This is a genomic window from Pseudomonas gingeri, from assembly GCF_013386115.1.
Taxonomy (GTDB): domain Bacteria; phylum Pseudomonadota; class Gammaproteobacteria; order Pseudomonadales; family Pseudomonadaceae; genus Aquipseudomonas; species Aquipseudomonas gingeri.
In genome coordinates, this window is sequence record NZ_JACAOR010000008.1 from 263595 (window position 1) to 288932 (window position 25338).

Annotated in this window: 23 protein-coding genes; 12 read left to right on the top strand and 11 right to left on the bottom strand. The window is 64.5% G+C overall.

The genetic code is table 11. The annotated features are described in order from the left end of the window. Positions 1-14 precede the first annotated feature (14 nt). Genes HX881_RS17180 through pdxJ form a run of 5 tightly spaced genes read left to right on the top strand, consistent with a single transcriptional unit; the run spans position 15 to position 3485 of the window. On the top strand, positions 15-392 hold the full coding sequence (locus HX881_RS17180; RefSeq protein ID WP_017124081.1) for a DUF4845 domain-containing protein: 378 nt from the start codon (positions 15-17) through the stop codon (positions 390-392). Next, positions 389-1078 carry a ribonuclease III gene (gene rnc / locus HX881_RS17185; protein WP_017124080.1) on the top strand — a complete coding sequence of 230 codons (690 nt, stop codon included), beginning with the start codon at positions 389-391 and terminating at the stop codon, positions 1076-1078. Before HX881_RS17180 ends, rnc begins: the two co-directional genes overlap by 4 nt. After that, positions 1071-1973 (top strand): GTPase Era, encoded by a 903-nt coding sequence (gene era, locus HX881_RS17190; protein WP_017124079.1) that lies wholly within the window; start codon positions 1071-1073, stop codon positions 1971-1973. The genes rnc and era overlap by 8 nt, the downstream gene beginning before the upstream one ends. Before the next feature lie 24 nt (positions 1974-1997). After that, on the top strand, positions 1998-2687 hold the full coding sequence (recO, locus tag HX881_RS17195; RefSeq protein WP_017124078.1) for a DNA repair protein RecO: 690 nt from the start codon (positions 1998-2000) through the stop codon (positions 2685-2687). A 51-nt stretch (positions 2688-2738) separates the two neighbouring features. Then, positions 2739-3485, top strand: a complete 747-nt coding sequence (pdxJ, locus tag HX881_RS17200) for a pyridoxine 5'-phosphate synthase (protein ID WP_017124077.1) — start codon at positions 2739-2741, stop codon at positions 3483-3485. Between the two features lie 148 nt (positions 3486-3633). Here pdxJ and mltF read toward each other — a convergent pair whose 3' ends face one another. Next, a complete protein-coding gene (gene mltF / locus HX881_RS17205; RefSeq protein WP_017124076.1) occupies positions 3634-5094 on the bottom strand; it encodes a membrane-bound lytic murein transglycosylase MltF in 1461 nt (486 codons plus the stop codon). A 287-nt stretch (positions 5095-5381) separates the two neighbouring features. On the opposite strand from mltF, the gene purL reads away from it, so the two are divergent. Both purL and HX881_RS17215 read left to right on the top strand, forming a co-directional pair. Then, positions 5382-9278 (top strand): phosphoribosylformylglycinamidine synthase, encoded by a 3897-nt coding sequence (gene purL, locus HX881_RS17210; protein WP_017124075.1) that lies wholly within the window; start codon positions 5382-5384, stop codon positions 9276-9278. 6 nt (positions 9279-9284) lie between these two features. Further along, positions 9285-9596 carry a YqfO family protein gene (locus HX881_RS17215; protein WP_177085635.1) on the top strand — a complete coding sequence of 104 codons (312 nt, stop codon included), beginning with the start codon at positions 9285-9287 and terminating at the stop codon, positions 9594-9596. A gap of 15 nt (positions 9597-9611) precedes the next feature. Here HX881_RS17215 and nagE read toward each other — a convergent pair whose 3' ends face one another. The 7 genes from nagE to HX881_RS17250 all read right to left on the bottom strand — a co-directional run bounded on the left by nagE (position 9612) and on the right by HX881_RS17250 (position 17982). Then, positions 9612-11291 (bottom strand): N-acetylglucosamine-specific PTS transporter subunit IIBC, encoded by a 1680-nt coding sequence (nagE, locus tag HX881_RS17220; protein ID WP_017124073.1) that lies wholly within the window; start codon positions 11289-11291, stop codon positions 9612-9614. A gap of 23 nt (positions 11292-11314) precedes the next feature. Then, a complete protein-coding gene (gene ptsP / locus HX881_RS17225; protein WP_177085637.1) occupies positions 11315-13831 on the bottom strand; it encodes a phosphoenolpyruvate--protein phosphotransferase in 2517 nt (838 codons plus the stop codon). A 13-nt stretch (positions 13832-13844) separates the two neighbouring features. Next, positions 13845-14867 carry an SIS domain-containing protein gene (locus tag HX881_RS17230; RefSeq protein ID WP_177085638.1) on the bottom strand — a complete coding sequence of 341 codons (1023 nt, stop codon included), beginning with the start codon at positions 14865-14867 and terminating at the stop codon, positions 13845-13847. After that, the gene (gene nagA / locus HX881_RS17235) at positions 14848-15954 is read right to left on the bottom strand and encodes an N-acetylglucosamine-6-phosphate deacetylase (protein WP_177085640.1); all 1107 of its coding nucleotides are present in this window, start codon (positions 15952-15954) and stop codon (positions 14848-14850) included. The genes HX881_RS17230 and nagA overlap by 20 nt, the downstream gene beginning before the upstream one ends. 19 nt (positions 15955-15973) lie before the next feature. Beyond that, positions 15974-16705 carry a GntR family transcriptional regulator gene (locus tag HX881_RS17240; RefSeq protein ID WP_017124070.1) on the bottom strand — a complete coding sequence of 244 codons (732 nt, stop codon included), beginning with the start codon at positions 16703-16705 and terminating at the stop codon, positions 15974-15976. 180 nt (positions 16706-16885) lie between these two features. After that, positions 16886-17389, bottom strand: a complete 504-nt coding sequence (locus HX881_RS17245) for a L,D-transpeptidase family protein (protein ID WP_017124069.1) — start codon at positions 17387-17389, stop codon at positions 16886-16888. A 35-nt stretch (positions 17390-17424) separates the two neighbouring features. Beyond that, positions 17425-17982, bottom strand: a complete 558-nt coding sequence (locus HX881_RS17250) for an NUDIX hydrolase (protein ID WP_017124068.1) — start codon at positions 17980-17982, stop codon at positions 17425-17427. 146 nt (positions 17983-18128) lie between these two features. Between HX881_RS17250 and HX881_RS17255 the strand changes: the two genes are divergently transcribed. From HX881_RS17255 to purT, 5 genes are all read left to right on the top strand, one after another. Beyond that, complete coding sequence (locus HX881_RS17255; RefSeq protein WP_177085642.1) at positions 18129-18728, top strand: CoA pyrophosphatase; 600 nt, start codon at positions 18129-18131, stop codon at positions 18726-18728. 46 nt (positions 18729-18774) lie between these two features. Beyond that, complete coding sequence (locus tag HX881_RS17260) at positions 18775-19299, top strand: gamma carbonic anhydrase family protein (RefSeq protein WP_017124066.1); 525 nt, start codon at positions 18775-18777, stop codon at positions 19297-19299. After that, the gene (locus HX881_RS17265; RefSeq protein ID WP_177085644.1) at positions 19296-19505 is read left to right on the top strand and encodes a DUF1289 domain-containing protein; all 210 of its coding nucleotides are present in this window, start codon (positions 19296-19298) and stop codon (positions 19503-19505) included. Before HX881_RS17260 ends, HX881_RS17265 begins: the two co-directional genes overlap by 4 nt. Positions 19506-19580: 75 nt before the next feature. Next, a complete protein-coding gene (locus HX881_RS17270; protein WP_017124064.1) occupies positions 19581-20048 on the top strand; it encodes a VUT family protein in 468 nt (155 codons plus the stop codon). A gap of 100 nt (positions 20049-20148) precedes the next feature. Beyond that, a complete protein-coding gene (gene purT / locus HX881_RS17275) occupies positions 20149-21330 on the top strand; it encodes a formate-dependent phosphoribosylglycinamide formyltransferase (RefSeq protein WP_017124063.1) in 1182 nt (393 codons plus the stop codon). Between the two features lie 161 nt (positions 21331-21491). Here purT and HX881_RS17280 read toward each other — a convergent pair whose 3' ends face one another. From HX881_RS17280 to HX881_RS17290, 3 genes are all read right to left on the bottom strand, one after another. Next, entirely contained in the window at positions 21492-22808 is a 1317-nt protein-coding gene (locus HX881_RS17280; RefSeq protein WP_017124062.1) for an MFS transporter, read from the bottom strand. Between the two features lie 360 nt (positions 22809-23168). Next, positions 23169-24413 carry an HlyC/CorC family transporter gene (locus tag HX881_RS17285; protein ID WP_017124061.1) on the bottom strand — a complete coding sequence of 415 codons (1245 nt, stop codon included), beginning with the start codon at positions 24411-24413 and terminating at the stop codon, positions 23169-23171. A 12-nt stretch (positions 24414-24425) separates the two neighbouring features. After that, positions 24426-25238 carry a cytochrome C assembly family protein gene (locus HX881_RS17290; protein WP_042934507.1) on the bottom strand — a complete coding sequence of 271 codons (813 nt, stop codon included), beginning with the start codon at positions 25236-25238 and terminating at the stop codon, positions 24426-24428. Positions 25239-25338 lie beyond the last annotated feature (100 nt).

Genomic DNA, 25338 nt, shown 5'->3' on the forward strand with positions numbered 1-25338 from the left:
CTATGAGAACAACCATGAAGTCCGCCGCTTCCCAGAAAGGTCTGTCGTTTTTCGGCTGGTTGCTGGCCCTGGCGCTGGTCGCCTTCGTCGCCAGCACGGCATTCAAGTTGATCCCGCATTACCTCGACTACATGTCGATGAAGAAAATCATCATGTCGGTGGAAACCGACAAGGCGGCGGGCGTCACCACCGTCAGCGACTTTTACACCCATGTTGCCCGCGGCATGCAGGTCAACAGTATTCAGGACGTGGATTTGAACAAAGCGTTAAGCGTGACGGTGGAGAACAACCGGTTCCTCGCCCATTTGAAATACGAGCAGCGTGATCCGCTGATCCAGAACATCGATCTGGTGGTCAAGTTCGACCACGAATTCAGCGTGGGTAAACCGTGACCGTGTCCTTGAGCCGTCTCGAGCGCCAGCTCGGCTATACCTTCAAGGACCAGGAGCTGATGGTCCTGGCCCTGACTCACCGCAGTTTTGCCGGGCGCAACAACGAGCGCCTGGAGTTTCTCGGTGACGCTATTCTCAACTTCGTTGCCGGCGAGGCGCTGTTCGACCGCTTCCCGCAGGCCCGCGAAGGCCAGTTGTCGCGTTTGCGCGCACGCCTGGTAAAAGGTGAAACACTGGCGGTCCTGGCCCGTGGTTTCGAATTGGGCGACTACCTGCGCCTGGGGTCCGGCGAGTTGAAGAGCGGCGGTTTCCGCCGTGAGTCGATCCTGGCCGATGCCCTGGAAGCGCTGATCGGCGCGATCTATCTCGACGCCGGCATGGAAATGGCCCGCGAGCGGGTGCTCGCCTGGTTGACCTCGGAGTTCGACAGCCTGACGCTGGTGGACACCAACAAGGACCCCAAGACCCGCCTGCAGGAGTTCCTGCAGTCGCGTGCCTGTGAACTGCCGCGCTACGAAGTGGTGGATATCCAGGGTGAACCGCATTGCCGGACGTTCTTCGTCGAGTGCGAAATCACCCTATTGAATGAAAAAAGCCGAGGACAGGGCGTGAGCCGTCGCATTGCCGAACAGGTAGCGGCCGCCGCAGCACTGATTGCCCTGGGCGTGGAGAATGGTAATGACTGATTCAATTGCAACACGCTGCGGCTACGTCGCCATCGTCGGCCGGCCGAACGTGGGCAAATCCACGCTGCTGAACCATATCCTCGGCCAGAAGCTCGCGATCACCTCGCGCAAGCCCCAGACCACCCGCCACAACATGCTCGGGATCAAGACCGAAGGCGCCATCCAGGCAATCTACGTCGACACGCCAGGCATGCACAAAGGTGGCGAGAAGGCGCTGAACCGCTACATGAACAAGACCGCCTCGGCGGCCCTGAAAGACGTCGACGTGGTGATCTTTGTCGTCGACCGCACCCGCTGGACCGAAGAGGACCAGATGGTCCTGGAGCGCATCCAGTACGTCGAAGGCCCGGTGATCGTCGCGCTGAACAAGACCGACCGGATCGAAGACAAGGCCGAGCTGATGCCGCACCTGACCTGGTTGCAGGAACAACTGCCGAACGCGCAGATCGTGCCGATCTCCGCCCAGCAAGGGCACAACCTGGATGCCCTGGAAGGCCTGATCGCCCAGCACCTGCCGGAAAACGAGCACTTCTTCCCGGAAGACCAGATCACCGACCGCAGCAGCCGTTTCCTCGCCGCGGAACTGGTGCGCGAGAAAATCATGCGCCAGCTGGGGGCGGAACTGCCTTACCAGATCACCGTGGAAATCGAAGAGTTCAAGCAGCAGGGCAAGACCCTGCACATCCATGCGCTGATCCTCGTCGAGCGTGACGGCCAGAAGAAGATCATCATTGGTGACAAGGGCGAGCGCATCAAGCGCATCGGCACCGAGGCACGCAAGGACATGGAGCTGCTGTTCGACTCCAAGATCATGCTCAACCTGTGGGTCAAGGTGAAGGGCGGCTGGTCCGACGACGAGCGGGCGCTGCGCTCGTTGGGTTACGGCGATCTGTAACCAGGTCGTTTGAGGCTCGACGTCATGTCGGCTAACCCGCCTCCCGGCCAACCGGCCTACGTCCTGCACTCCCGCGCCTACCGCGAAAGCAGTGCGCTGGTGGATTTCATCACGCCACAAGGCCGGCTTCGCGCGGTGCTGCGCAGCGCGCGGGGCAAGGCCGGGACATTGGCGCGACCGTTCGTGCCCCTCGAGGTCGAGTTTCGTGGCCGGGGCGAGCTGAAGAATGTCGGGCGCATGGAAAGCGCCGGTGTCTCCACCTGGCTCAACGGCGAAGCGTTGTTCAGCGGACTCTACCTCAACGAACTGCTGATTCGCCTGCTGCCCGCCGAAGACCCGCATCCGGCGGTCTTCGACCACTATGCCGCGACCTTGCTCGCCCTGGCCGAAGGCCGTCCCCTCGAACCCCTGCTGCGTTCCTTTGAGTGGCGGCTGCTCGATGACCTCGGCTACGGCTTTGCCCTGGACGTGGATGTCCATGGCGAACCTCTGGCGGCGGACGGCATGTACCGGCTGCAGGTGGATGCCGGCCTCGAGCGGGTCTACCTGTTGCAACCCGGGCTGTTCCAGGGCACCGAGCTGCTGGCCATGGCCGAAGCCGACTGGACCGCGGTCGGTGCCCTGTCGGCGGCCAAGCGCCTGATGCGCCAGGCGCTGGCGGTGCATCTGGGGGGTAAACCGCTGGTCAGTCGCGAGTTGTTTCGAAAGCCCTGAAATCCCCGTGTATGCTGTGGGCCGAATCTTCAACTGTTCAGGAGCCTTCCCGTGACCACCAGCACCCGCATTCTTCTCGGTGTGAATATCGACCACGTAGCCACCCTGCGTCAGGCCCGGGGCACGCGTTACCCCGACCCGGTCAAGGCCGCGCTGGACGCCGAAGAGGCGGGCGCCGATGGCATCACCGTGCACCTGCGTGAAGACCGCCGGCATATCCAGGAGCGCGACGTGCTGCTGCTCAAGGAGGTGCTGCAAACCCGCATGAACTTCGAAATGGGCGTGACCGAAGAGATGATGGCGTTCGCCGAGCGCATTCGTCCGGCGCATATCTGCCTGGTCCCGGAGACCCGCCAGGAACTGACCACCGAGGGTGGCCTGGATGTCGCCGGGCAGGAAGCGCGGATCAAGGCGGCGGTGGAGCGCCTGAGCAGGATCGGCAGCGAAGTGTCGCTGTTCATCGATGCCGATGAGCGGCAGATTGCCGCGTCCAAGCGGGTCGGCGCGCCGGCGATCGAATTGCACACCGGGCGTTATGCCGACGCCGAGACTCCGGCCGAAGTGGCCGAGGAACTCAAGCGCATCGCCGATGGCGTGGCCTTTGGCGTGTCCCAGGGGCTGATCGTCAATGCCGGACATGGCCTGCATTATCACAACGTCGAGGCGGTCGCGGCGATTCCGGGGATCAACGAGCTGAACATCGGCCACGCACTGGTGGCCCATGCGCTATTTGTCGGCTTCAAGGCGGCGGTGGTGGAGATGAAGGAATTGATCCTGGCGGCTGCGCCGAAGGCCTGACTGCCAGGCACGCTCCCACGGGAGGGTATGGGACAAACTGTGGGAGCCGGCTTGCCGGCGATAGCGATCTGATGGTCGATATCGTTGTTGCCCGATAAACCGCTATCGCTGGCAAGCCAGCTCCTACGAGGGCTGTGTTCGGCTCTGGCTATAGCTGTGACGGCTGCTCGGTCGGCTTGGTCTTGTCCACGCCCGGTACGTGCAAGGCACCTTCGGCCACCTGGCTGCCTTCCAGCTGCGGCTGGGTCACCCAGGTGAGGATGTCGTAGTAGCGGCGGATGTTGGCGACGAAGTGCACCGGCTCGCCGCCGCGGGCGTAGCCGTAGCGGGTCTTGCTGTACCACTGCTTCTGCGCCAGGCGCGGCAGCATCTTCTTCACGTCCAGCCACTTGTTCGGATTCAGGCCTTCGTTCTCGGCCAGCTTGCGGGCGTCATCCAGGTGACCGCTGCCGACGTTATAGGCGGCCAGCGCGAACCAGGTGCGATCCGGCTCCTCGATTTTCTCGTCGAGCTGGTCCTTCATGTAGGCCAGGTACTTGGCGCCGCCACTGATGCTCTGCCGGGCGTCCAGGCGGTTGGACACGCCCATGGCCTGGGCGGTGCTCTGGGTCAGCATCATCAGGCCGCGCACGCCGGTCTTGGAAGTGACGCTCGGTTGCCACAGCGATTCCTGGTAGCCGATGGCCGCGAGCAGGCGCCAGTCGACCTTTTCTTCCTTGGCCGAGGCCTGGAAGTGTTTCTCGTATTTGGGAAGGCGTTGCTGCAGGTGCTGGGCGAAGGTATAGGCGCCGACATATCCGAGGACATCGACGTGCCCGTAATAACGATCCTTCAGGCGTTGCAGGGTGCCGTTCTTCTGCACCTTGTCGAGGTAGGCGTTGATTTCGTTGAGCAGGCTGTTGTCTTCCCCCGGAGCCACCGCCCAGCGCTGGTTGCGGGCGTCGCCGAGGTCGAAGGCGACCCGCACGTTGGGGAAGTAGACCTGGTTCATCGCCACTTCGTTGGAATCCACCAGGGTCAGGTCGATCTGGCCCTCGTCGACCATGCGCAGTAGGTCGACCACTTCGACGGCGTCGGATTCTTCGTATTCTATTGCGGGATTCTGCTTTTTCAGTTCGGCCAGCTGTTCGGCGTGGGTGCTGCCCTTCAATACCGTGATGCGTTTGCCCACCAGATCCGCCGGGGTGGTGGGGCGGGACTGGCCGTTACGGTAGATGACCTGCGGGGTGACTTCCAGGTAAGGGTGGGAAAAGCGCGCCTGTTGCTTGCGCTGGTCGCTGCCGACCAGGCCGGCGGCCGCCAGCACCGGACCGTTGGGTTTGCCCAGTTGATTGAACAGGTCGTCGAGGTTGTCGGCGGTTTCGATCTCGAGCTTGACCCCCAGGTCATCGGCGAAGCGCTTGACCAGCTCGTATTCGAAGCCGGTTTCGCCGTTGCGATCCTGGAAGTAGGTGGCCGGACTGTTGCGGGTGATCACGCGCAGTACGCCATCCTCCTTTACGCGCTCGAGAGTGCTGGGTTTTTCAACACAGGCACCGAGCATCAGGAAGAGTCCGGTTGCGATGAGCCACTTGGCGCAGCGCGGGCGGAAAGCAGTTTGGGAAAACATGTGCGCAGTATACGCAAAGGACCTCGGCCGCCATATCTCGACAGATGGGTGCCGGTCTGCTAGAGAAACCCGGATAACGCTGGAGGCCTCAGGAATGGGGCCTGGCGCCGGGGAAACGGAGCAAAAATAACCGTTCCGGATGCCCTTGATGCCTATTAATAATAAGCAGGTCCCCCCGTACCGACGTCTGGCGCACGGCAAGCGTGCCGTTTCGGGTGCCGTCGCGGGCGGTTTAGGCTAGAATGCACGGCCTCAAAGCACACCCCCTTCCCGAGGCTGTCCCGAAGATGTTGATCCTGCGCGGTGCTCCTGCCCTTTCCGCCTTTCGCCACAGCAAACTACTCGAGCAACTGAGCCAGAAAGTTCCGGCTGTCAGTGGCTTGTATGCTGAGTTCGCCCATTTCGCCGAAGTCACCGGCGTTCTGACCGGCGATGAACAGCAAGTGCTGGCCCGTCTTCTGAAATACGGCCCGAGCGTGCCGGTTCAGGAGCCTACCGGTCGTCTGTTCCTGGTGTTGCCGCGTTTCGGCACCATTTCGCCCTGGTCGAGCAAGGCCAGCGACATCGCTCGCAACTGCGGCCTGGGGAAAATCCAGCGTCTGGAGCGCGGTATCGCGTTCTACGTGGCCGGCCAATTCAGCGACGCCGAGGCCGAGCTGATCAGCGCCAGCCTGCATGACCGCATGACCCAGATCGTGCTGGCCAACCTGGAACAGGCCGCCGGCCTGTTCAGCCATGCCGAGCCGAAGCCGCTGACGGCCGTGGATGTCCTCGGGGGCGGTCGCGCCGCGCTGGAAAAAGCCAACGTCGAGCTGGGCCTGGCCCTGGCCGAAGACGAAATCGATTACCTGGTGAATGCCTTCATCGGTCTCAAGCGCAACCCGCATGACATCGAACTGATGATGTTCGCCCAGGCCAACTCCGAGCACTGCCGTCACAAGATCTTCAACGCCAGTTGGGATATCGACGGCGAGAGCCAGGAAAAGAGCCTGTTCGGCATGATCAAGAACACCTACGTGATGCACAGCGAAGGTGTCCTGTCGGCCTACAAGGACAACGCCTCGGTGATCGTCGGCAATGTCGCCGGTCGCTTCTTCCCGGATCCCGAGACCCGCCAGTACGGCGCGGTGCAGGAGCCGGTGCACATCCTGATGAAAGTCGAGACCCATAACCACCCGACCGCGATCGCCCCGTTCCCGGGCGCCTCGACCGGTTCCGGTGGCGAGATCCGCGACGAAGGTGCAACCGGGCGCGGCGCCAAGCCGAAGGCCGGCCTCACCGGTTTCACCGTGTCCAACCTGCAGATCCCCGGCTTCGAGCAACCCTGGGAAGTGCCCTACGGCAAGCCCGAGCGCATCGTCACCGCGCTGGACATCATGATCGAAGGCCCGCTGGGCGGCGCCGCGTTCAACAACGAATTCGGTCGTCCGGCCCTGACCGGCTACTTCCGTACCTTCGAACAGTCCATCACCACTCCGCGTGGCGATGAAGTGCGCGGCTACCACAAGCCGATCATGCTGGCCGGCGGCATGGGTAACATTCGTGCCGAACACGTGCAGAAGGGCGAAATCACCGTCGGTTCCAAGCTGATCGTGCTTGGCGGCCCGGCGATGCTCATCGGCCTGGGCGGCGGCGCGGCATCCTCGATGGCCACCGGCACCAGCTCGGCGGACCTGGACTTCGCTTCGGTACAGCGCGAAAACCCGGAAATGGAACGCCGCTGCCAGGAAGTGATCGACCGCTGCTGGCAGCTGGGCGACAAGAACCCGATCAGCTTTATCCATGACGTCGGCGCGGGCGGCCTGTCCAACGCCTTCCCGGAACTGGTCAACGACGGCGACCGCGGTGGCCGTTTCGAACTGCGCAATATCCCCAACGACGAGCCGGGCATGGCCCCGCACGAAATCTGGAGCAACGAATCCCAGGAACGCTACGTCCTGGCGGTCGATGCGGCGGACTTCGAGCGCTTCAAGGCGATCTGCGAACGCGAGCGTTGCCCGTTCGCGGTGGTCGGTGAAGCCACTGCCGAACCGCAACTGACGGTCACCGATAGCCACTTCGGCAACAGCCCGGTGGACATGCCGCTCGAAGTGTTGCTGGGCAAGGCCCCGCGCATGCACCGTTCGGCCGTTCGCGAAACCGAGCTGGGCGACGATTTCGATCCGGGCAGCCTGGCGATTGCCGACTGCATCGAGCGCGTCCTGCACCACCCGGCCGTGGCGAGCAAGAGCTTCCTGATCACCATCGGCGACCGCACCATCACCGGCCTGGTTGCCCGCGACCAGATGGTCGGCCCATGGCAGGTGCCGGTGGCTGACGTCGCCGTCACCGCCACCAGCTTCGACGTCTACACCGGTGAAGCCATGGCCATGGGCGAGCGTACGCCGCTGGCCCTGCTGAACGCCCCGGCCTCCGGGCGCATGGCGATCGGCGAGACCCTGACCAACCTGTCGGCCTCGCGCATCGGCAAGATCTCCGATATCAAGCTGTCGGCCAACTGGATGTCGGCCGCCGGTCATCCGGGTGAAGATGCCCGTCTGTACGACACCGTGAAAGCGGTCGGGATGGAGCTGTGCCCGGAACTGGGCATCACCATTCCGGTGGGCAAGGACTCGATGTCCATGGCCACCCGCTGGAAAGACGAGGGCGTCGACAAGAGCGTGACCTCGCCGTTGTCGCTGATCGTGACCGGCTTCGCGCCGGTGACCGATATCCGCAAGACCCTGACCCCTGAACTGCGCATGGACAAGGGCGTCACCGACCTGATCCTGATCGACTTGGGGCGTGGCCAGAACCGCATGGGCGCATCGATCCTCGCCCAGGTGCACGGCAAGCTCGGCAAGCATGCGCCGGACGTCGATGACGCGGAAGACCTCAAGGCCTTCTTCGCGGTGATCCAGGGCCTCAACGCCGACGGTCACCTGCTGGCCTACCACGACCGCTCCGATGGTGGCCTGCTGGTCAGCACCGTGGAGATGGCCTTCGCCGGCCACTGCGGCCTGAGCCTGAACCTCGACGGCGTGGCGGAAACCGCCGCCGATATCGCCGCGATCCTGTTCAACGAAGAGTTGGGCGCGGTGATCCAGGTGCGCCAGGACTCCACTCCGGACGTGCTGGCGCAGTTCAGCGCCGCGGGCCTGGGTGACTGCGTGTCGGTGATCGGCCAGCCGCTGAACAACGGCGAAGTCAGCATCACCTTCAACGGCGACACCGTGTTCACCGGCGAGCGTCGCCTGCTGCAACGCCAGTGGGCGGAAACCAGCTACCGGATCCAGCGCCTGCGCGACAACGCCAACTGTGCCGACCAGGAATTCGACGTCCTGCTGGACGAAGGCAACCCTGGCCTGAGCTACAAGACCAGCTTCGATGTGAACCAGGACATCGCCGCGCCGTACATCAAGAAAGGCATTCGTCCCCAGGTCGCGGTTCTGCGCGAGCAGGGCGTCAACGGCCAGGTGGAAATGGCGGCGGCGTTCGACCGTGCCGGCTTCAATGCCATCGACGTGCACATGAGCGATATCCTCGCCGGTCGTGTCGACCTGAACGAGTTCAAGGGCCTGGTCGCCTGCGGCGGCTTCTCCTACGGTGACGTGCTCGGCGCCGGTGAAGGCTGGGCCAAGTCGGCCCTGTTCAACGCCCGTGCCCGTGATGCCTTCCAGGGCTTCTTCGAGCGTAACGACAGCTTCACCCTCGGCGTGTGCAACGGTTGCCAGATGATGTCCAACCTGCACGAGCTGATTCCGGGCAGCGAATTCTGGCCGCACTTCGTGCGCAACCGCTCCGAGCAGTTCGAGGCGCGGGTGGCGATGGTGCAGATCCAGGAGTCGAACTCGATCTTCCTGCAGGGCATGGCCGGTTCGCGCATGCCGATCGCCATCGCCCACGGCGAGGGTTATGCCGAGTTCGAAAGCGAAGAAGCCTTGCTGCAAGCCGACCTGTCGGGTTGCGTGGCCATGCGCTTTGTCGACAACCATGGCAAGGTCACCGAAACCTACCCGGCCAACCCGAACGGTTCGCCGCGCGGGATCACCGGGCTGACCAGCCGTGACGGTCGCGTCATGATCATGATGCCGCACCCGGAGCGGGTGTTCCGTGCCGTGCAGAACTCCTGGCGTTCGGAAGACTGGAACGAAGACGCGCCATGGATGCGCATGTTCCGTAACGCGCGCGTCTGGGTTAACTAAGCGGCAATGTACAAGCTCAGCTTTTTCGTGCCGCCGAGCCATGTGGAGCAGGTCAAGAGCGCCGTATTCGCCGCCGGTGGCGGTCGGATCGGCGCCTATGACCACTGCGCCTGGCAGGTGCTGGGCCAGGGCCAGTTTCGCCCGTTGGACGGCAGCCAGCCGTTTCTCGGGCAAACCGGCGTGGTCGAGCAGGTGGCGGAATGGAAAGTCGAGCTGGTCGTGGAGGATGCCCTGATCGCAACCGTGGTCGCGGCCCTCAAGCAAAGCCATCCCTACGAGACGCCGGCCTATGAGGTCTGGCGTCTCGCCGATTGCTGATTCGACCCCCGTTCCTTATCGTCCCAGGGCGTTACCGAGAGCCTGGGCACGATCTCCCACCAGCAAATGCCAGACCCCGTCTTCCAGCGGACTGATGCCCTGGCAGCCCAGTGCCTTCAGCGCCGTTTCCGACAATTGCCGGACATCTTCGAGTTGCACCCGTAGCCGCGTCTGGGCGACGCACTCCAGTGCCCGTACATTGGCTTTTCCGCCGAGTGCGGCAAGCCATTGCTGCAACTGTTCCCCGCTGATCTCGGTCGAGTCGACAGGCTCCGGCCCGCCCGGTGCGACTGTGCTTGAGCCCGTGGTCGGCAGCGCCAGGCGAATCTCGTCGGCGATACCGTCCGCCAGCGGCCCGACCACCACCTGCAGGCTGCCACCATGGCCGGGACGCACCACGGCCATGGCGCCGAGTGCCTTGAGATCGGCATCCACGGCCTTGTCGCGGTCCAGCAGCTCCACCCGCAGACGGGTGGTGCAGGCCCCGACCGTCACCAGGTTGGCGGCCCCGCCCAGGGCCTGGATATAGGCGGCTCCCCGCTGGTTTTCGCTGAGCACGCGGGTCGTCGCGGTGCTGGCGACAGGTTCGCGTCCCGGCGTTTTCAGGTCGAAGCGGCGGATGCAGAAATCGAACACGAAATAGTAGACCAGCGCATAGGCCAGTCCCACCGGCAGCACCAGCCAGCCGTTGGTGGACTTGCCCCAGCCCAGGGCCATGTCGATGGCACCACCGGAGAAGGTGAAGCCCAGGTGGATATTCAGCAGGTTGGTGATGGCCATCGACAGCCCGGTCAGCAGCGCATGCACCACATAGAGCATTGGCGCGAGGAACATGAAGGCGAATTCGATGGGCTCGGTGACGCCGGTCAGGAACGAGGTCAGGGCCATCGACAGGAAGATCCCGCCCATCAGCTTGCGGCGCTCGGGCAAGGCATTGCGGTACATCGCCAGGCAGGCGGCGGGCAGGCCGAAGACCATCACCGGGAACATGCCGGTCATGAATTGCCCGGCCTTCGGGTCGCCGGCGAAATAGCGCGCCAGGTCGCCGGTGACCATGCGACCGGTGTCCGGATCGGTGAAGCTGCCGAAGACGAACCACATCATGTTGTTGAGGATATGGTGCAGGCCGGTGACGATCAGCAGGCGGTTGAAGACGCCGAAAATGAACGCGCCGATGCTGCCGCTTTCGACCATCAGCAGGCCAAGGCTGTTGATGCCGTTCTGGATCGGCGGCCAGACCAGGCCGAAGATCACCCCCAGGCCGACCGCGGAAAAGCCGGTGACGATCGGCACGAAGCGCCGCCCGCCGAAGAAGGCCAGGTACTCCGGCAGCTTGATGTCCTTGAAGCGGTTATACAGCGCACCCCCGAGCAGGCCGCTGATGATCCCCGCGAGCATGCCCATGTTGATGCTGGCGTCGAGCACCTTGAGCGTGGAGATCATCACCAGGTAGCCGATGGCGCCCGCCAGCCCGGCGGTGCCATTGTTGTCGCGGGCAAAACCCACGGCGATGCCGATGGCGAAGATCAGCGCCAGGTTGGCGAAGATGGTGTTGCCGGCATCGTGGATGATCGCGATGTTCAGCAGGTCGGTATCACCCAGGCGCAGCAGCAGGCCGGCAATCGGCAGGATGGCGATGGGGAGCATCAGTGCACGGCCGAGGCGTTGCAGGCCCTCGATAAACAACTGGTACATGGCGTGTCTCCTTATTGTTGTTATCAGCCCAGCGGCCAGTGGCGGCGGCAGGTTTCACGGACGCTGGCGGCACTGCCGAGCTGGAGCAGCGACTGGCTGATCCGGCGACATCCGGCGGCGTCGAGCTGGCGTACCCGTTCCTTGATCTCGCCGATCTGCGGCGGGCTCACGGACAGTTCGGTGACGCCCAGGCCGATCAGTACCGGCGTGGCCAGCGGGTCCGAGGCCAGCGCACCACAGACGCCGACCCAGCGTTGATGACGGGCCGCGCCGGCGCAGGTCTGGGCGATCAGGCGCAGCACTGCCGGGTGCAGGGCGTCGACCCGGGCGGCCAGGCCCGCGTGGTCGCGGTCCATGGCCAGGGTGTATTGCGACAGGTCGTTGGTGCCGATGGAGAGGAAGTCGGCGTGCTCCGCCAGCTGTTCGGCCAGCAGGGCGGCGGAAGGGACCTCGATCATCACCCCCAGCTCGGGACGTTCGACGATCCCCAGTTCGGCGGCCAGGGCGTCGAGGCGCTGGCGGATCTGCAGCAGTTCATCGACCTCGCTGATCATCGGCAGCAGGATCCGGCAGCGTTGCAACGGGCTGACTTGCAGCAGCGCGCGCAGTTGCTGGTCGAGCAGCTCCGGCCGGGCCTGGGCCAGGCGGATGCCGCGCAGGCCGAGCACGGGATTGGCTTCCTGGGGCAGCGGCAGGTAGTCGAGTTGCTTGTCGCCACCGACATCGATGGTACGGATGATCACCGGCTTGTCGCCCATGGCATCGAGCACGCCCTGGTAGGCGTGGCGCTGTTCCTGCTCGTCGGGCGCGGTCTGGCGGTCGACGAAAAGAAACTCGGTGCGCAACAGGCCGACGCCATCGGCCCCGCCTTGATGGGCTTCGCCGGCCTCATGGGCGGAGGCGACATTGGCCGCCACCTCGATGGACAGGCCGTCACGGGTCAGGGCCGCCGAATGGCTGTGTTCGCGCTGGCGCTGGCGGCGCAGTTGATGTTGCCAGTGGGCCAGGGCGACGCCTTCGAGGCGGGTACTGTCGGGGCTCAGTTCGAGGCGCCCGTGATCGGCATCGAGCACCACCTGCTGGCCGGGAGCGATCTCCAGCAGTCGCGGACCGAGGGCGACCAGGCAGGGCAGGCCCTTGCCCCGGGCGAGGATCGCCACGTGGGAGGTGGCGCCACCGGCGGCCATGCACAGCCCGGCGACTTTCTGCTGGCTGATCAGCAGCAGGTCGGAAGGGGTCAGTTCCTGAGCGACGACAATCGAGCCTTCGGCCAGCTCGTAGTGCCAGGTCTCGCCGAGAAGGGCACGCAATACCCGTTGGCGCAGGTCGTGCAAGTCGTTGGTGCGTTCGGCGAGCAGCGGGTTGTCCAGGTTCAACAGGACCTGGCACTGCGTTTCGATGGCCTGGCTCCAGGCATGGGTCGCCGCGTGGCCCTGTTCGATGGCCTGGCTGGCAGCATCGAGCAGGGCCGGGTCTTCGAGCAGGGCCAGGTGGGCGTTGAAGATCGCCTGCTCTGCGTGATCCTGGCGTCCGTTGGCCTGTTGCAGGGTGTCGTAGATCTCGGCGCGGACCTTTTCCAGCGCGATATCCAGGGCCTGCAGTTGTGCGTCGGCGATATGCCCACCGCTGTCGGGCGGCAACTGGATGGCTTGCAGGCGCGCGATGGGGCCGCTGACCAGTCCGGGAGCGGCGCAGACGCCGTGCAGCACGCCAGCCTCGGCCGGTTGGGCGGATGGGGCCGGACGGGCCGGGGGCGCATGATGTGGGTCGGCGGCCAACGGGGTTTGCAAGACCTGCAGCAGCGCCTGCAGGGCGGCTTCGCGGTCGGTGCCACGGCAACTGATTTCCACCCGGGCCTGTTCGGTGACGCCCAGGCCCATGATGCCGATCAGGCTGTCGAGGGAGGCGGAGCGCTCTCCCAGGTGGAGGCGCGCCTCGCAGTTGAAACCCTGCGCGGCCTGGCGCAGCAAGGCCGCCGGGCGCGCATGGAGGCCGCCGCGGTGGGCGACCCGGGCACTGCCACGGACTTCTTCGCTCGTCGTCCCGGCAAGCGTCGCCACCTGGCGTCCGCTCTGGCGTGGCAGGACCCGCAGCAACGGCTCGCCGACCGTTACCGAGTCGACGGGCAGCGCCTTCAGTTCGTAGTGTTCGCCGTTGGTCAGCACCAGCGGCGTCACCAGGCTTTTGCACTGGCGGGCGACCCGGTCGAGGTCGAAGCGCAGCAGGGCCTGGCCGGCACTGACCCGGGCACCTTCCGCGACCAGCAGGGCAAAACCTTCGCCCTGCAGCTCGACGGTATCCAGGCCCAGGTGCAGCAACAGTTCGGCGCCGTTGTCGGCGCGCAGGGTCAGTGCGTGCAGCGTTCGCGCGACATGCAGGATCACCCCGGCACAGGGCGCATGCAGGGTGTCGTTGAGCGGGTCGATGGCGATGCCTTCGCCCATGGCGCCGCTGGCGAAGACCGCATCGTCGATGCGGGTGAGTGGGAGCACGGGACCGCTGAGCGGTGCGCCGAGGGTGATCTCATTGTTGTTATGCATGGCGCTGTACTCGTCAGTGGGTACGGGTGACTTTGCTCAGGTGACGCGGTTGGTCGGGGTCCATGCCGCGGGCCACGGCCAGTCGGGCGGCCATCACATAGAAACTCTGGATCGCCAGGATCGGATCGAGGGCCGGATGCCCGGCGCAGGTCAGGTCCAGGTCGCGCTCGGCGATATCGGGTGGCGCGGCGAGCAGCACGCGGGCGCCGCGCTGGCGCATGTCGGCGGCGAGCTTGAGCAGTCCGGCCTGTTCCGCGCCCCGTGGGGCGAAGACCAGCAGGGGGTAGCCGGCGTCGATCAGGGCCATTGGGCCGTGGCGGACCTCGGCGCTGCTGAAGGCTTCGGCCTGGATCGCCGAGGTTTCCTTGAACTTCAGCGCGGCCTCCTGGGCAATGGCGAAGCCGGCGCCGCGACCGATCACCATCAGCCGCTCGCTACCGCGCAGCACGTCGATGGCCGCGCTCCAGTCCTGGGCCGCGGCCTGTTGCAGGCCGGCGGGCAGGGCCTGGCCGGCGTCGAGCAGGGCGCGATCCTGATGCCAATGACCGAGCAGCCGGGCGCTGGCGCTGAGGGTGGCGATGAAACTCTTGGTGGCGGCGACGCTTTGCTCGGCCCCGGCCAGCAGCGGCACGGTGTATTCGCAGGCGGCTTCCAGGGGCGAGTCGGGGGCGTTGACCATGGCCACGCTGAGGGCCCCGCGTTCGCGCAGCAGGTGCAGGCTGTCGACCAGGTCCGGGCTCTGTCCGGACTGGGAAAAGGCGAACACCGCCTGGCCGCTGACGCGCAATGGCGAATGCCGCAGGGTGACCACCGACATCGGCAGCGAGGCCACCGGTACGCCGGTCTGCTGCATGGTCAGGTAGGCGAAGTAACTGGCGGCATGGTCGGAGCTGCCCCGGGCGACGGTCATCGCCACATGGGGTGGCTGGCGGCGCAGGCGGGCGGCGATGGCCTTCAGGCCGTCGTCGAGTTGCTGCAACTGGCGGCTGACCGCCTCGTGAGAGGACAGGGCCTCTTCAAGCATTCTGGAAGTCAACGGCTTCTCCTTCGACCATTACCGAGGTCAGTGTCAACGAACGATCCAGGCGCACGCAGTCGGCCCAGGCTCCGGGCGCCAGGCGTCCGCGCTCTTCCAGGCCGAGGTAGTCGGCGGGGAACTGCGACAGGCGTTGCGAGGCTTCGGCGATGGGCAGACCGATCTTCACCAGGTTGCGCAGGGCCTGGTCCATGGTCAGGGTGCTGCCGGCCAGGGTGCCGTCGGCCAGGCGTACGCCGCCCAGGCACTTGGTCACGGTGTGGCTGCCCAGCTTGTACTCGCCGTCCGGCATGCCGGCGGCAGCGGTCGAGTCGGTCACGCAATAGAGGCAGGGGATCGAGCGCAGGGCCACGCGCATCGCGCCCGGATGCACGTGCAGCAGGTCGGGGATCAGTTCGGCATAGCGGGCATGGGCCAGGGCGGCACCGACGATACCGGGCTCGCGGTGGTGCAACGGGCTCATGGCGTTGTACAGGTGGGTGAAGCTGGTGGCCCCGGCCTCGAGGGCGGCGACGCCTTCCTCGTAGCTGCCCAGGGTGTGGCCGATCTGCATGCGGATGCCGCGGCTGCTGAGGGCGCGGATCAATTGCGCGTGGCCGGCGATTTCCGGGGCGATGGTAATCACCCGGATCGGCGCGCGGCGCAGGTATTCATCGATTTCGGCGGCGATCGCCGTGTGGGCGAAGTTCGGCTGGGCGCCGAGTTTGCCGGGATTGATGAACGGGCCTTCGAGGTGCACGCCGAGGACGCGGGCGGTGCCCGCCGGGCGCTGTTCGCAGTAATGGCCGAGCTGGCCGAGGATTTCGCCGATCTCCTCGGGCGGCGCGGTCATGGTCGTGGCCAGCAATGAGGTGGTGCCGAAGCGCAGGTGGGTGCGGGCGATGGTTTCGAAGGCGCCACCACCCTCCATGATGTCCTTGCCGCCGCCACCGTGGACATGCAGGTCGATGAAACCGGGCAGCAGGTAGGGCAGGTCGTTGTCGGCCGGATCGCAGGGCGTGCCTTCGATACGTTGTACCTTGCCCACCTGGTGTACCAGGCGGCCGCGGATCCAGCCTTGCGGGGTAAGGATGTTGTCTTCGGACATGGCAGGTTCTCTGGGGAAGCTAACGTCGCAGCTCTGCGACGAAGTCGTAGTAGTCGTCACGGCAATAGGTGTCGGTCAGTTCGATGGGGGTGTTGTCTTCGAGGTAGCCGACACGGGTCATCAACAGCATCGCGGTACCGGGCTCGATGCCCACCAGGGCGGCGAGGTCCGGCGAAGCATTGATCGCGCGGATATGTTGCAGGGCGCGGACCACCGGCCGACCGATACCGTCCAGGTATTCATAGAGCGAATCGCCGACCTGCTCCGGCTCGGGCAACAGCGCGGCGGGCAGGGTGCTCATCTCGATCGCCATCACCGTGTCGTCGGCCTTGCGCAGGCGCTTGAGGCGCGCCACCTTGTCGCTGGGGGACAGGGCCAGGCGGATCAGTTCTTCGTGGCTGGGCAGGGCGATATGGCGTTCCAGCCATTGCGAGCCGGGTACGAAGCCCTTGGAGCGAAGCATCTCGCTGAAGCTCGACAGGCGTGACAACGGCTGTTCCAGGCGCGGGGTGATAAAGGTCCCGGAACCCTGGCTGCGGCGGATCAGACCCTGTTCGAAGAGGACTTCCAGGGCTTTGCGGGCCGTCACCCGGGAGATACTCAGCAGTTCGCTCAGGTTGCGTTCCGAGGGCAGCGCCTGTTCGGCTTTCCATTGGCCGGCATGGATGGCGGCTTCCAGGTTGCGCGCCAGTTGCAGGTACAACGGCGTAGGCTGGGACTCGTCGGGACGCAGTGCGAGTATCTTGTTCATGTAGGATTTCCGATGCGGTTATTAGAGGTTTTTCGCTCGGGTAGTGGCATCAAGCTAATACCACTTGAATACCATGTCAATGCCAGTGGTATTCTTCGAGCGCAATAAAAAGCCCGGCATGGGGTGCATGCCGGGCATTCGGGGTTGCAGTGGTATCAGGGTGGTTGGGTGAGAAGCGCTTCAGGGGCGGATTTCCACCAGGGTGCCGTCCTTGACCAGGTTCCACACTTCACGCATGTCGACGTTGCGCATGCCGACGCAGCCGTCGGTCCAGTCCAGGGTATGCAGCCACTGCTCCGGGTAGTCCTCGGAGTCCGGCGTGCCGTGGATCATGATCATGCTGCCGGGATTGACGCCTTCGCGACGGGCGCGTGCGGCATCGCTGATATTCGGGTAGGAAATGTGCATGGACAGGTTGAATTTGTCGCTGGTCTTGCGCCAGTCGATCCAGTAGAAACCTTCCGGCGTACGGCGATCGCCTTCTATCAGTTTCTGCCCCTTCGGGTTCCTGCCCAGGGAGATGCGGTAGGTCTTCAGGGGCTTGCCGTCGCTGATCAGTTGCAACTGGTGGGCGGACTTGAGGACCAGGACCTTTTCAATCATTCGACCTTGCAGTGGGTCGGCGGCGGAAGCCTGGGACAGCGCGGCAAACGACAGGCAGAAAACGGCAAGCAACCAACGCATTGAAACGGTATCCCTGAATAAAGTGGCGTAGCGGATTATTTGGGGTCGGCCGCTTTCGGCATCATCGGCGGCACGGCTTCGCTGCGCACCGGGAACTGTTGTGTGAGGCGGTCGGCGAAGAAGCATTCTAAGGTACGCCCGACCGTCCTGAAAGCCAGCTCGGACCAGGGGATCTCGTGTTCTTCGAACAGCCGTACCTCCAGGCTCTCGGTGCCGGCGCGGAAGTCCAGGTCGGCCAGCTCGGCGCGGTAGAACACATGGACCTGATTGATATGCGGCACATCGATCAGCGTGTAGATGCTCAGGTTGCGCACGCGGGCATAAGCCTCTTCGAAGGTTTCCCGGCGGGCGGCGTCCTCGACGGTCTCGCCGTTTTCCATGAAGCCGGCCGGCAAGGTCCAGAACCCCAGGCGCGGTTCGATGGCGCGGCGGCAGAGCAGCACCTGGCTGCCCCAGACCGGCAGGCAGCCGGCGACGATATTGGGATTCTGGTAATGAATGGTCTGGCAGTGATCGCAGACAAAGCGCAGGCGCGTGTCGCCCTCGGGAATGCGTTGACTGACCGGTTTACCGCATTGGCTGCAGAACTTCATGCTGGATTCTCTGGGTGGCGCGCCTATCTTCGCGTGGTCGGTCACCTGTCGGCAAGTTGTGCTTTCGCGACATGCATCGGTTGAGGGGTTGGGCGACCTGTCGGTTTGGTGCATGATGCAGGGTAAGTCAGAAATCGAGATCAGCCATGCTGGATGAGCTACTTCGACGTGTCAGCAACCATACCCCACGCCCCCTGGAAACGGATCGACGTTTTCCCGAGGCGGCGGTACTGGTGCCGATCACGCGCAGTGACGAGCCGGAGCTGGTGCTGACCCTGCGGGCCAGCGGTCTTTCGACCCATGGTGGCGAGGTCGCGTTTCCCGGTGGCCGCCGCGATCCCGAAGACCCCGACCTGGTCTTCACCGCCCTGCGCGAGGCGCAGGAAGAGATCGGCCTGGCGCCCGGACTGGTGGAGATCATCGGTCCGCTCAGTCCGTTGATCTCCCTGCATGGGATCAAGGTAACGCCCTATGTCGGCGTGGTCCCGGATTTTGTCGAGTACCAGGCCAACGATGCCGAGATCGCCGCGGTGTTCAACGTACCGCTGGAATTCTTCCGCCAGGACCCGCGCGAACACACCCATCGCATCGATTATCAGGGCCGCAGCTGGTACGTGCCCAGTTATCGCTATGGTGAATACAAGATCTGGGGGCTCACGGCGATCATGATCGTCGAGTTGATCAATCTGCTGTATGACGCCAAGATCAGCCTGCACAAGCCGCCCGAGCGGTTTATCAATATTTGAGCCATCGTCGGTATGGCGTTCTGCCCCGAGCCGTGAGGACTACCGTATGAAATACCGCCTGGGCGACTTTCGCGTCGAAGCCCATCCGCAGAGCTGGGTGGCACCCAATGCCGTGCTGGTGGGCAAGGTCAAGCTGGAAGAGGGCGCCAACGTCTGGTTCAACGCCGTGTTGCGCGGTGACAACGAGCTGATCCTGATCGGGCGCGACAGCAACGTCCAGGACGGTACGGTCATGCACACCGACATGGGCTATCCGCTGACCATCGGCACCGGCGTGACCATCGGCCATAACGCCATGCTGCACGGCTGTACCGTCGGCGACTACAGCCTGATCGGCATCAACGCGGTGATTCTCAATGGCGCGAAGATCGGCAGGAACTGCATCATCGGCGCCAATTCGCTGATCGGCGAAGGCAAGGAAATTCCCGACGGTTCGCTGGTGATGGGCTCGCCGGGCAAGGTGGTGCGTGAGCTGACCGAGCCGCAGAAGAAGATGCTCGAGGCCAGTGCCGCCCACTATGTACACAATTCCCGGCGTTACGCCCGCGACCTGCAGGAAGACCTGGAATGACCACGCCGGAGCGTCCGGTGGCCTCGCCCTGCGTGAGTATCTGCGCGCTGGACGAGCAGGATATCTGCACCGGTTGCCAGCGCACGGTCGAGGAAATCACCCGCTGGAGCCGGATGGATAACGCCGAGCGTCGCGAAGTGCTCGGGCGTTGCCATGAGCGGGCCAAGTCCAGCGGGCTGCTGTGGATGCAGGGGACGAAGGGCTGATTCGGGTCCTGGCTGTGACCCTCCTGGCGCTTTGCGGTAATCTGTAGGGCTACATCGACAGGTAGTCCGCGCCCCATGCTCTTTCTTATCGCCTATATCGCCAGCGTCGTGCTGATCAACTTCGCGTTCTCCAGCGCGCCGCACCTGGACATCATCTGGTCGGCCTGGGGTGGGCTGGTGTTTATCCTGCGCGATATGGTCCAGACCCGTTTCGGCCATGGAGCCATCGTTGCCATGCTGGCGGCGCTGGTGCTGTCGTATGTGACCTCCGACCCGACCATCGCCCTGGCCAGCGCCACGGCCTTTGCCATCTCCGAATGCATCGACTGGCTGGTCTTCAGTATCACCCGGCGCCCGCTGCACGACCGCCTGTGGATAAGTTCGGCGCTCAGCATCCCGCTGGACACCTTTATCTTCTTCGGCCTGATCGGCGCGCTGACCCCCGCTGTGGTCCTGACGGCGCTGGGCTCCAAGTTCGCCGGTGTTACCGTGGTCTGGCTGGTCATGGCCTGGCGCCTGCGTAAAGCCGCTCATCCGGCCTGAAACGATTTGCCCCAGTTCATGTAAAATGCCCGCCTTCTTATTCCCAGCAGGGGCCCGCTGATCGGGCGCCTTCGATGATCTGCTTCCTTGAGGACCTGAAATGACCCGTATCGGAACTCCACTGTCGCCGACCGCGACTCGCGTATTGCTCTGTGGCTGTGGTGAGCTGGGCAAGGAAGTCGTGATCGAACTGCAACGCCTGGGCGTCGAAGTGATCGCGGTCGACCGCTACGCCGATGCGCCGGCCATGCAGGTGGCCCATCGCAGCCACGTGATCAACATGCTCGACGGCGCGGCCCTGCGGGCGGTAATCGAAGCCGAGAAGCCGCACTTCATCGTTCCGGAAATCGAAGCCATCGCCACCGCCACCCTGGTGGAGCTGGAGGCCGAAGGCTTCACCGTGGTGCCGACCGCGCGCGCCGCGCAGTTGACCATGAACCGTGAAGGCATCCGTCGCCTGGCCGCCGAAGAACTGAAGCTGCCGACCTCGCCGTACCACTTCGCCGACACCTTCGAAGCCTACAGCAAGGCCGTCGAGGACCTGGGCTTCCCTTGCGTGGTCAAGCCGGTGATGAGTTCGTCGGGCAAGGGCCAGAGCCTGCTGCGCAGTGTCGATGACGTACAGAAGGCCTGGGATTACGCCCAGGAAGGCGGCCGTGCCGGTAAGGGTCGGGTGATTGTCGAGGGCTTCATCGATTTCGACTACGAAATCACCCTGCTTACCGTGCGTCATGTCGGCGGTACCACGTTCTGCGCACCGGTCGGCCACCGTCAGGAGAAGGGTGACTACCAGGAGTCGTGGCAGCCGCAGGCCATGAGCCCTGTGGCCCTGGCCGAGTCGGAGCGGGTCGCCAAGGCCGTGACCGAAGCCCTGGGTGGGCGCGGCATGTTTGGCGTCGAGTTGTTCATCAAGGGTGACCAGGTGTGGTTCAGCGAAGTGTCGCCGCGTCCCCATGACACCGGCATGGTGACCATGATTTCCCAGGATCTGTCGCAGTTCGCGCTGCATGCCCGGGCGATTCTCGGCTTGCCGATCCCGCTGATCCGCCAGTTCGGCCCGTCGGCCTCGGCGGTGATCCTGGTGGAAGGGCAGTCGACCCAGACCGCCTTCGCCAACCTCGGCGCGGCGTTGAGCGAGCCGGACACCGCCTTGCGCCTGTTCGGCAAGCCGGAAGTCAACGGTCAGCGCCGCATGGGCGTGGCCCTGGCGCGTGACGAATCGATCGAAGCGGCGCGGGCCAAGGCGACCCGTGCGGCCCAGGCGGTCGTGGTCGAGCTGTAACCCCGCTCAAGAGCGCGGATGTGTGCCTTGCGCGCACCCGCGTTCGCCGCTGAACCGTAGGAGCCGGCTTGCTGGCGATGAGGCCCCAGAGTGCAGCGTTGATCTCAAGGATGCCATCGCCGGCAAGCCGGCTCCTGCAATGATCGTGCTTGGCGCGATCTTCAGGCCACCTTGTTCAAATCGCTGTAGCGCGTTTCCTTCAGGCAGAAGATCGCAATCAGGCTCAGCGCCGCAGCCCCCGATACATACCCCCCGACCCAGCTCAGGCCGCCCATCGTCACCAGTTTCTGGGCAAAGAACGGTGCCGCCGAGGCCCCGACGATGCCGCCCAGGTTATAGGCCGCCGATGCGCCGGTGTAACGCACGTGGGTGGGAAACAGCTCCGGCAGCAAGGCCCCCATCGGGGCGAAGGTGATCCCCATCAGGAACAGTTCGAGGCACAGGAACAGGGCGACGCCTGTGGTCGAGCCATGGCCCAGCAGCGGCTCCATGGTAAAACCGGACAGCAGTGCCAGCACCCCGCCGAGAATCAGTACCGGCTTGCGGCCGAAGCGGTCGCTGGCCCAGGCCGCCAGTGGCGTGGCCGCGGCCATGAACAGCACGGCAAAACACAGCAGCCCGAGGAAGGTTTCGCGGCTGTAGCCGAGGTTGGCGACGCCGTAGCTCAGGGAAAACACCGCCGAGATATAGAACAGCGCGTAGCACACCACCATCGCCACGGAGCCCAGCAGCACAGGCACCCAGTAGCGGCTGAACAGCTCGACCAGCGGCATCTTCACCCGCTCCTGGCGCGCCACGGCATTGGCGAAGACCGGGCTTTCCTCCAGTTTGAGGCGAACGTACAGGCCGACTATCACCAGCGCGGCACTGAGCAGGAACGGAATACGCCAGCCCCAGGAACGGAACTGCTCATCGCTGAGGGTCATGGCCAGGATCAGGAACAGGCCGTTGGCGGCGAGAAAGCCGATCGAGGGCCCCAGTTGCGGAAACATGCCGAACCAGGCGCGCTTGCCTTCGGGGGCGTTTTCGGTCGCCAGCAGCGCGGCTCCGCCCCATTCCCCACCCAGTCCCAGGCCCTGGCCGAAGCGCAGCAGGCACAACAGGATCGGCGCCCAGGCACCGATGGTGGCGTAGCCGGGCAGTACGCCGATCAGCGTGGTGCAGATGCCCATCAGCAGCAGCGAGGCGACCAGGGTCGATTTGCGCCCGATGCGATCACCGAAGTGGCCGAACAGGATCGAGCCCAGCGGGCGGGCCAGGAAGGCGATGCCGAAGGTCAGGAAGGCCGAGAGCATCTGCGCGGTGCCGTCGGTTTGCGGGAAAAATACCGGACCGATGACCAGCGCGGCGGCGGTGGCATACACATAGAAATCGTAGAACTCGATGGCCGTGCCGATAAAACTGGCGGTCGCCACTCGTGAGGTGGAGTTCAGCGGCTTGTTCGGCGTGGCGTCGTCAAAGGTGGTGCTGGAGGTCATTACGGGCTTCCCTGAAAGTCTTGCGCGTGCGAGTTATTAGTATGAACACCCAGGGATAAGGGCTTATTCCCGTGCGACCGGTTGTGAGTGTCGGCGGCGGGTGATGACAAGGCAGTGCTGGCCGGAAAAGGCTGGGCGCGGGTAGGCGGGCATTCCGGCGGGGCTGGATAAGCCCACCCGATTATAGGAACGCGCCGCTGGATCGAACAAGAGCGACGATCATGCGGTGTGTGGAGATGACCTGAAGACTATCCCGTGGGAGCCGGCTTGCTGGCGATGAGGCCGGTAAGTCTTGCATTGATCTTGCGCGCGCCATCGCTGGCAAGCCAGGCTCCTACAGGGTTGCGCAGTGATTTTGAATTACGCGGATGGCCTTGTCGTTGGGAGCGTGCTGGTGTGCCAGACCAGGACCTTGCTGACGCGGTTGTCCTCGGTTTCGAGGATCTCCAGGCGATAACGGCCGATCTTCAGGCACACCGCGCTGTCCGGAATGGTTTCCAGGGCTTCGGTGACCAGGCCGTTGAGGGTCTTCGGACCATCGCTGGGCAGGTGCCAGCCCAGGCTCTTGTTCAGTTCGCGGATCGAGGCGGCGCCATCGATCACCAGGCGGCCATCGGCCTGCGGATGGATATGCGGGTTGTTGAGGCTGTGCTCGCTCTCGAATTCACCGACGATTTCTTCAAGAATGTCTTCCAGGGTGACGATGCCCAGCACTTCTCCGTATTCGTCCACCACCATGCCCTGGCGGCGTTGCTGCTTGTGGAAATTCAGCAGTTGCAGTTGCAGCGGCGTGCTTTCCGGCACGAAGTACGGCTCGCGACAGGCTTCGAGCAGGGAGGCCTTGGTCAGGCTGGCATCGAACAGCAGGTGAAGGATCTGGCGGGTATTGAGCACCGCCTCGACCTGGTTGATGTCGCTGTGGAACACCGGCAGGCGGGTGCGTCGGTTCTTCAGCAACTGCGCGATGATGTCCTCGATGGAGTCGTCGAGATTGATCCCGTCCACTTCGCTGCGGGGCACCAGGATGTCGTTGACCGTGATGTTGTGCAGCGCCTGGATGCTGGACAGCGACGGGTGGCGTGCCGGATGTTCCGGTTCGTCTTCCGGATCGAGCGGGGGCTGGTCTTCATCGCTCTGCTTGACCGTGCCGGCCTTGCTGATGAAGGGCCGCAGCAACAGGCGGGCGGCACCGTCGAGCAGCCAGGCCGCGGGGTAGAGGATCTTCAGCGGGACGCCGAGCAGGGCGTTGCCGATCGCCAGGATGGCTTCGGGATAGCGGGCGGCGAGCAGGCGTGGCAGGTAGTCGGCGAATACCAGCAGGGCGATGGTGCTGCCCAGGCAGGCCAGCCAGGGCCCGTGTTCACCCCAGAGCAGCAGCGAGAGCAGGGTGGCGATGATCACCGCGACGATGCGGCACAGGGTGTTGCAGAAGATCAGGCTGTCCCGCGGGAAGCTCAGGCGTGCGGCGGGTTTGTCACCCGAGCGCGAGGCGGGGCGTTGTGCCGTGAGCAACTGCTGGGCGACTTCGATGGCGGTGAACAGCGCCGACCAGAGGATCAGCAGGGCCAATACAGCGAGCATCGGCCCGGCGGGCAGGTTGTCCATGATCTCGGCCCGTCAGATGTGCAGGATGTATTCGCGGACCAGCTTGCTGCCGAAATAGGCCAGCATCAGCAGGCAGAAGCCGGCCAGGGTCCAGCGGATCGCCTTGTGCCCGCGCCAGCCGAGACGGTTGCGGCCCCACAGCAGCACACTGAACACGATCCAGGCCAGGCAGGCCAGCAGGGTCTTGTGCACCAGGTGCTGGGCGAACAGGTTCTCGACGAACAGCCAGCCGGAGATCAGGGACAGCGACAGCAGTGTCCAGCCGGCCCAGAGGAAACCGAACAGCAGGCTTTCCATGGTCTGCAACGGCGGGAAGTTCTTGATCAGGCCTGAAGGGTGCTTGTGCTTGAGCTGGTGGTCCTGCAACAGCAGCAGCAGGGCCTGGAACACCGCGATGGTAAACATGCCATAGGCGAGGATCGACAGCAGGATATGCGCGAGGATGCCCGGTTCCTCATCGATGATCTGCACCGTGCCCGACGGCGCGAACTGCGCCAGCAGCACCGTCAGCAGGCCCAGCGGGAACAGCAGGATCAGCAGGTTCTCCACGGGGATCCGCGAACAGGCGACCAGGGTCAGGGCGATCACGGCGACGGCGATCAGGCTGGCGGCGTTGAAGAAGTCCAGGCCCAGTCCGACCGGGGTCGCCAGGTGGGTGCACAGGGCGATCGCGTGGGCCAGCACGGCGAAGATGCCGAGCCCGACCAGCAGGCGTTTGTCGGCCTTGGCACACTGGCGCAGGCGAGTGCCTTGATAGAGAGTCGCAGCGGCATACAAGCAGGCGGCGGCGAGGCTGGTCAGCAAACTGGGTGACAAAGGAAGCATAAGTCCTGGGAAGCGAGCCCGAAAGGCGCTGAGTTTGGCATACAACCGCCAGTCCACGAAAGACCGTGGCGCTAGTGCCGCGCACGCAGTCTCGCTATAA

Excerpts from the sequence above, each read along its gene's own strand:
- HX881_RS17180 (WP_017124081.1), top strand. The coding sequence starts at position 15 with ATGAAGTCCGCCGCTTCCCAGAAAGGTCTGTCGTTTTTCGGCTGGTTG.
- era (WP_017124079.1), top strand. The coding sequence starts at position 1,071 with ATGACTGATTCAATTGCAACACGCTGCGGCTACGTCGCCATCGTCGGC.
- recO (WP_017124078.1), top strand. The coding sequence starts at position 1,998 with ATGTCGGCTAACCCGCCTCCCGGCCAACCGGCCTACGTCCTGCACTCC.
- mltF (WP_017124076.1), bottom strand. The coding sequence starts at position 5,094 with ATGTTTTCCCAAACTGCTTTCCGCCCGCGCTGCGCCAAGTGGCTCATC.
- purL (WP_017124075.1), top strand. The coding sequence starts at position 5,382 with ATGTTGATCCTGCGCGGTGCTCCTGCCCTTTCCGCCTTTCGCCACAGC.
- HX881_RS17215 (WP_177085635.1), top strand. The coding sequence starts at position 9,285 with ATGTACAAGCTCAGCTTTTTCGTGCCGCCGAGCCATGTGGAGCAGGTC.
- nagE (WP_017124073.1), bottom strand. The coding sequence starts at position 11,291 with ATGTACCAGTTGTTTATCGAGGGCCTGCAACGCCTCGGCCGTGCACTG.
- ptsP (WP_177085637.1), bottom strand. The coding sequence starts at position 13,831 with ATGCATAACAACAATGAGATCACCCTCGGCGCACCGCTCAGCGGTCCC.
- nagA (WP_177085640.1), bottom strand. The coding sequence starts at position 15,954 with ATGTCCGAAGACAACATCCTTACCCCGCAAGGCTGGATCCGCGGCCGC.
- HX881_RS17240 (WP_017124070.1), bottom strand. The coding sequence starts at position 16,705 with ATGAACAAGATACTCGCACTGCGTCCCGACGAGTCCCAGCCTACGCCG.
- HX881_RS17245 (WP_017124069.1), bottom strand. The coding sequence starts at position 17,389 with ATGCGTTGGTTGCTTGCCGTTTTCTGCCTGTCGTTTGCCGCGCTGTCC.
- HX881_RS17250 (WP_017124068.1), bottom strand. The coding sequence starts at position 17,982 with ATGAAGTTCTGCAGCCAATGCGGTAAACCGGTCAGTCAACGCATTCCC.
- HX881_RS17255 (WP_177085642.1), top strand. The coding sequence starts at position 18,129 with ATGCTGGATGAGCTACTTCGACGTGTCAGCAACCATACCCCACGCCCC.
- HX881_RS17260 (WP_017124066.1), top strand. The coding sequence starts at position 18,775 with ATGAAATACCGCCTGGGCGACTTTCGCGTCGAAGCCCATCCGCAGAGC.
- HX881_RS17265 (WP_177085644.1), top strand. The coding sequence starts at position 19,296 with ATGACCACGCCGGAGCGTCCGGTGGCCTCGCCCTGCGTGAGTATCTGC.
- HX881_RS17270 (WP_017124064.1), top strand. The coding sequence starts at position 19,581 with ATGCTCTTTCTTATCGCCTATATCGCCAGCGTCGTGCTGATCAACTTC.
- purT (WP_017124063.1), top strand. The coding sequence starts at position 20,149 with ATGACCCGTATCGGAACTCCACTGTCGCCGACCGCGACTCGCGTATTG.
- HX881_RS17280 (WP_017124062.1), bottom strand. The coding sequence starts at position 22,808 with ATGACCTCCAGCACCACCTTTGACGACGCCACGCCGAACAAGCCGCTG.
- HX881_RS17285 (WP_017124061.1), bottom strand. The coding sequence starts at position 24,413 with ATGGACAACCTGCCCGCCGGGCCGATGCTCGCTGTATTGGCCCTGCTG.
- HX881_RS17290 (WP_042934507.1), bottom strand. The coding sequence starts at position 25,238 with ATGCTTCCTTTGTCACCCAGTTTGCTGACCAGCCTCGCCGCCGCCTGC.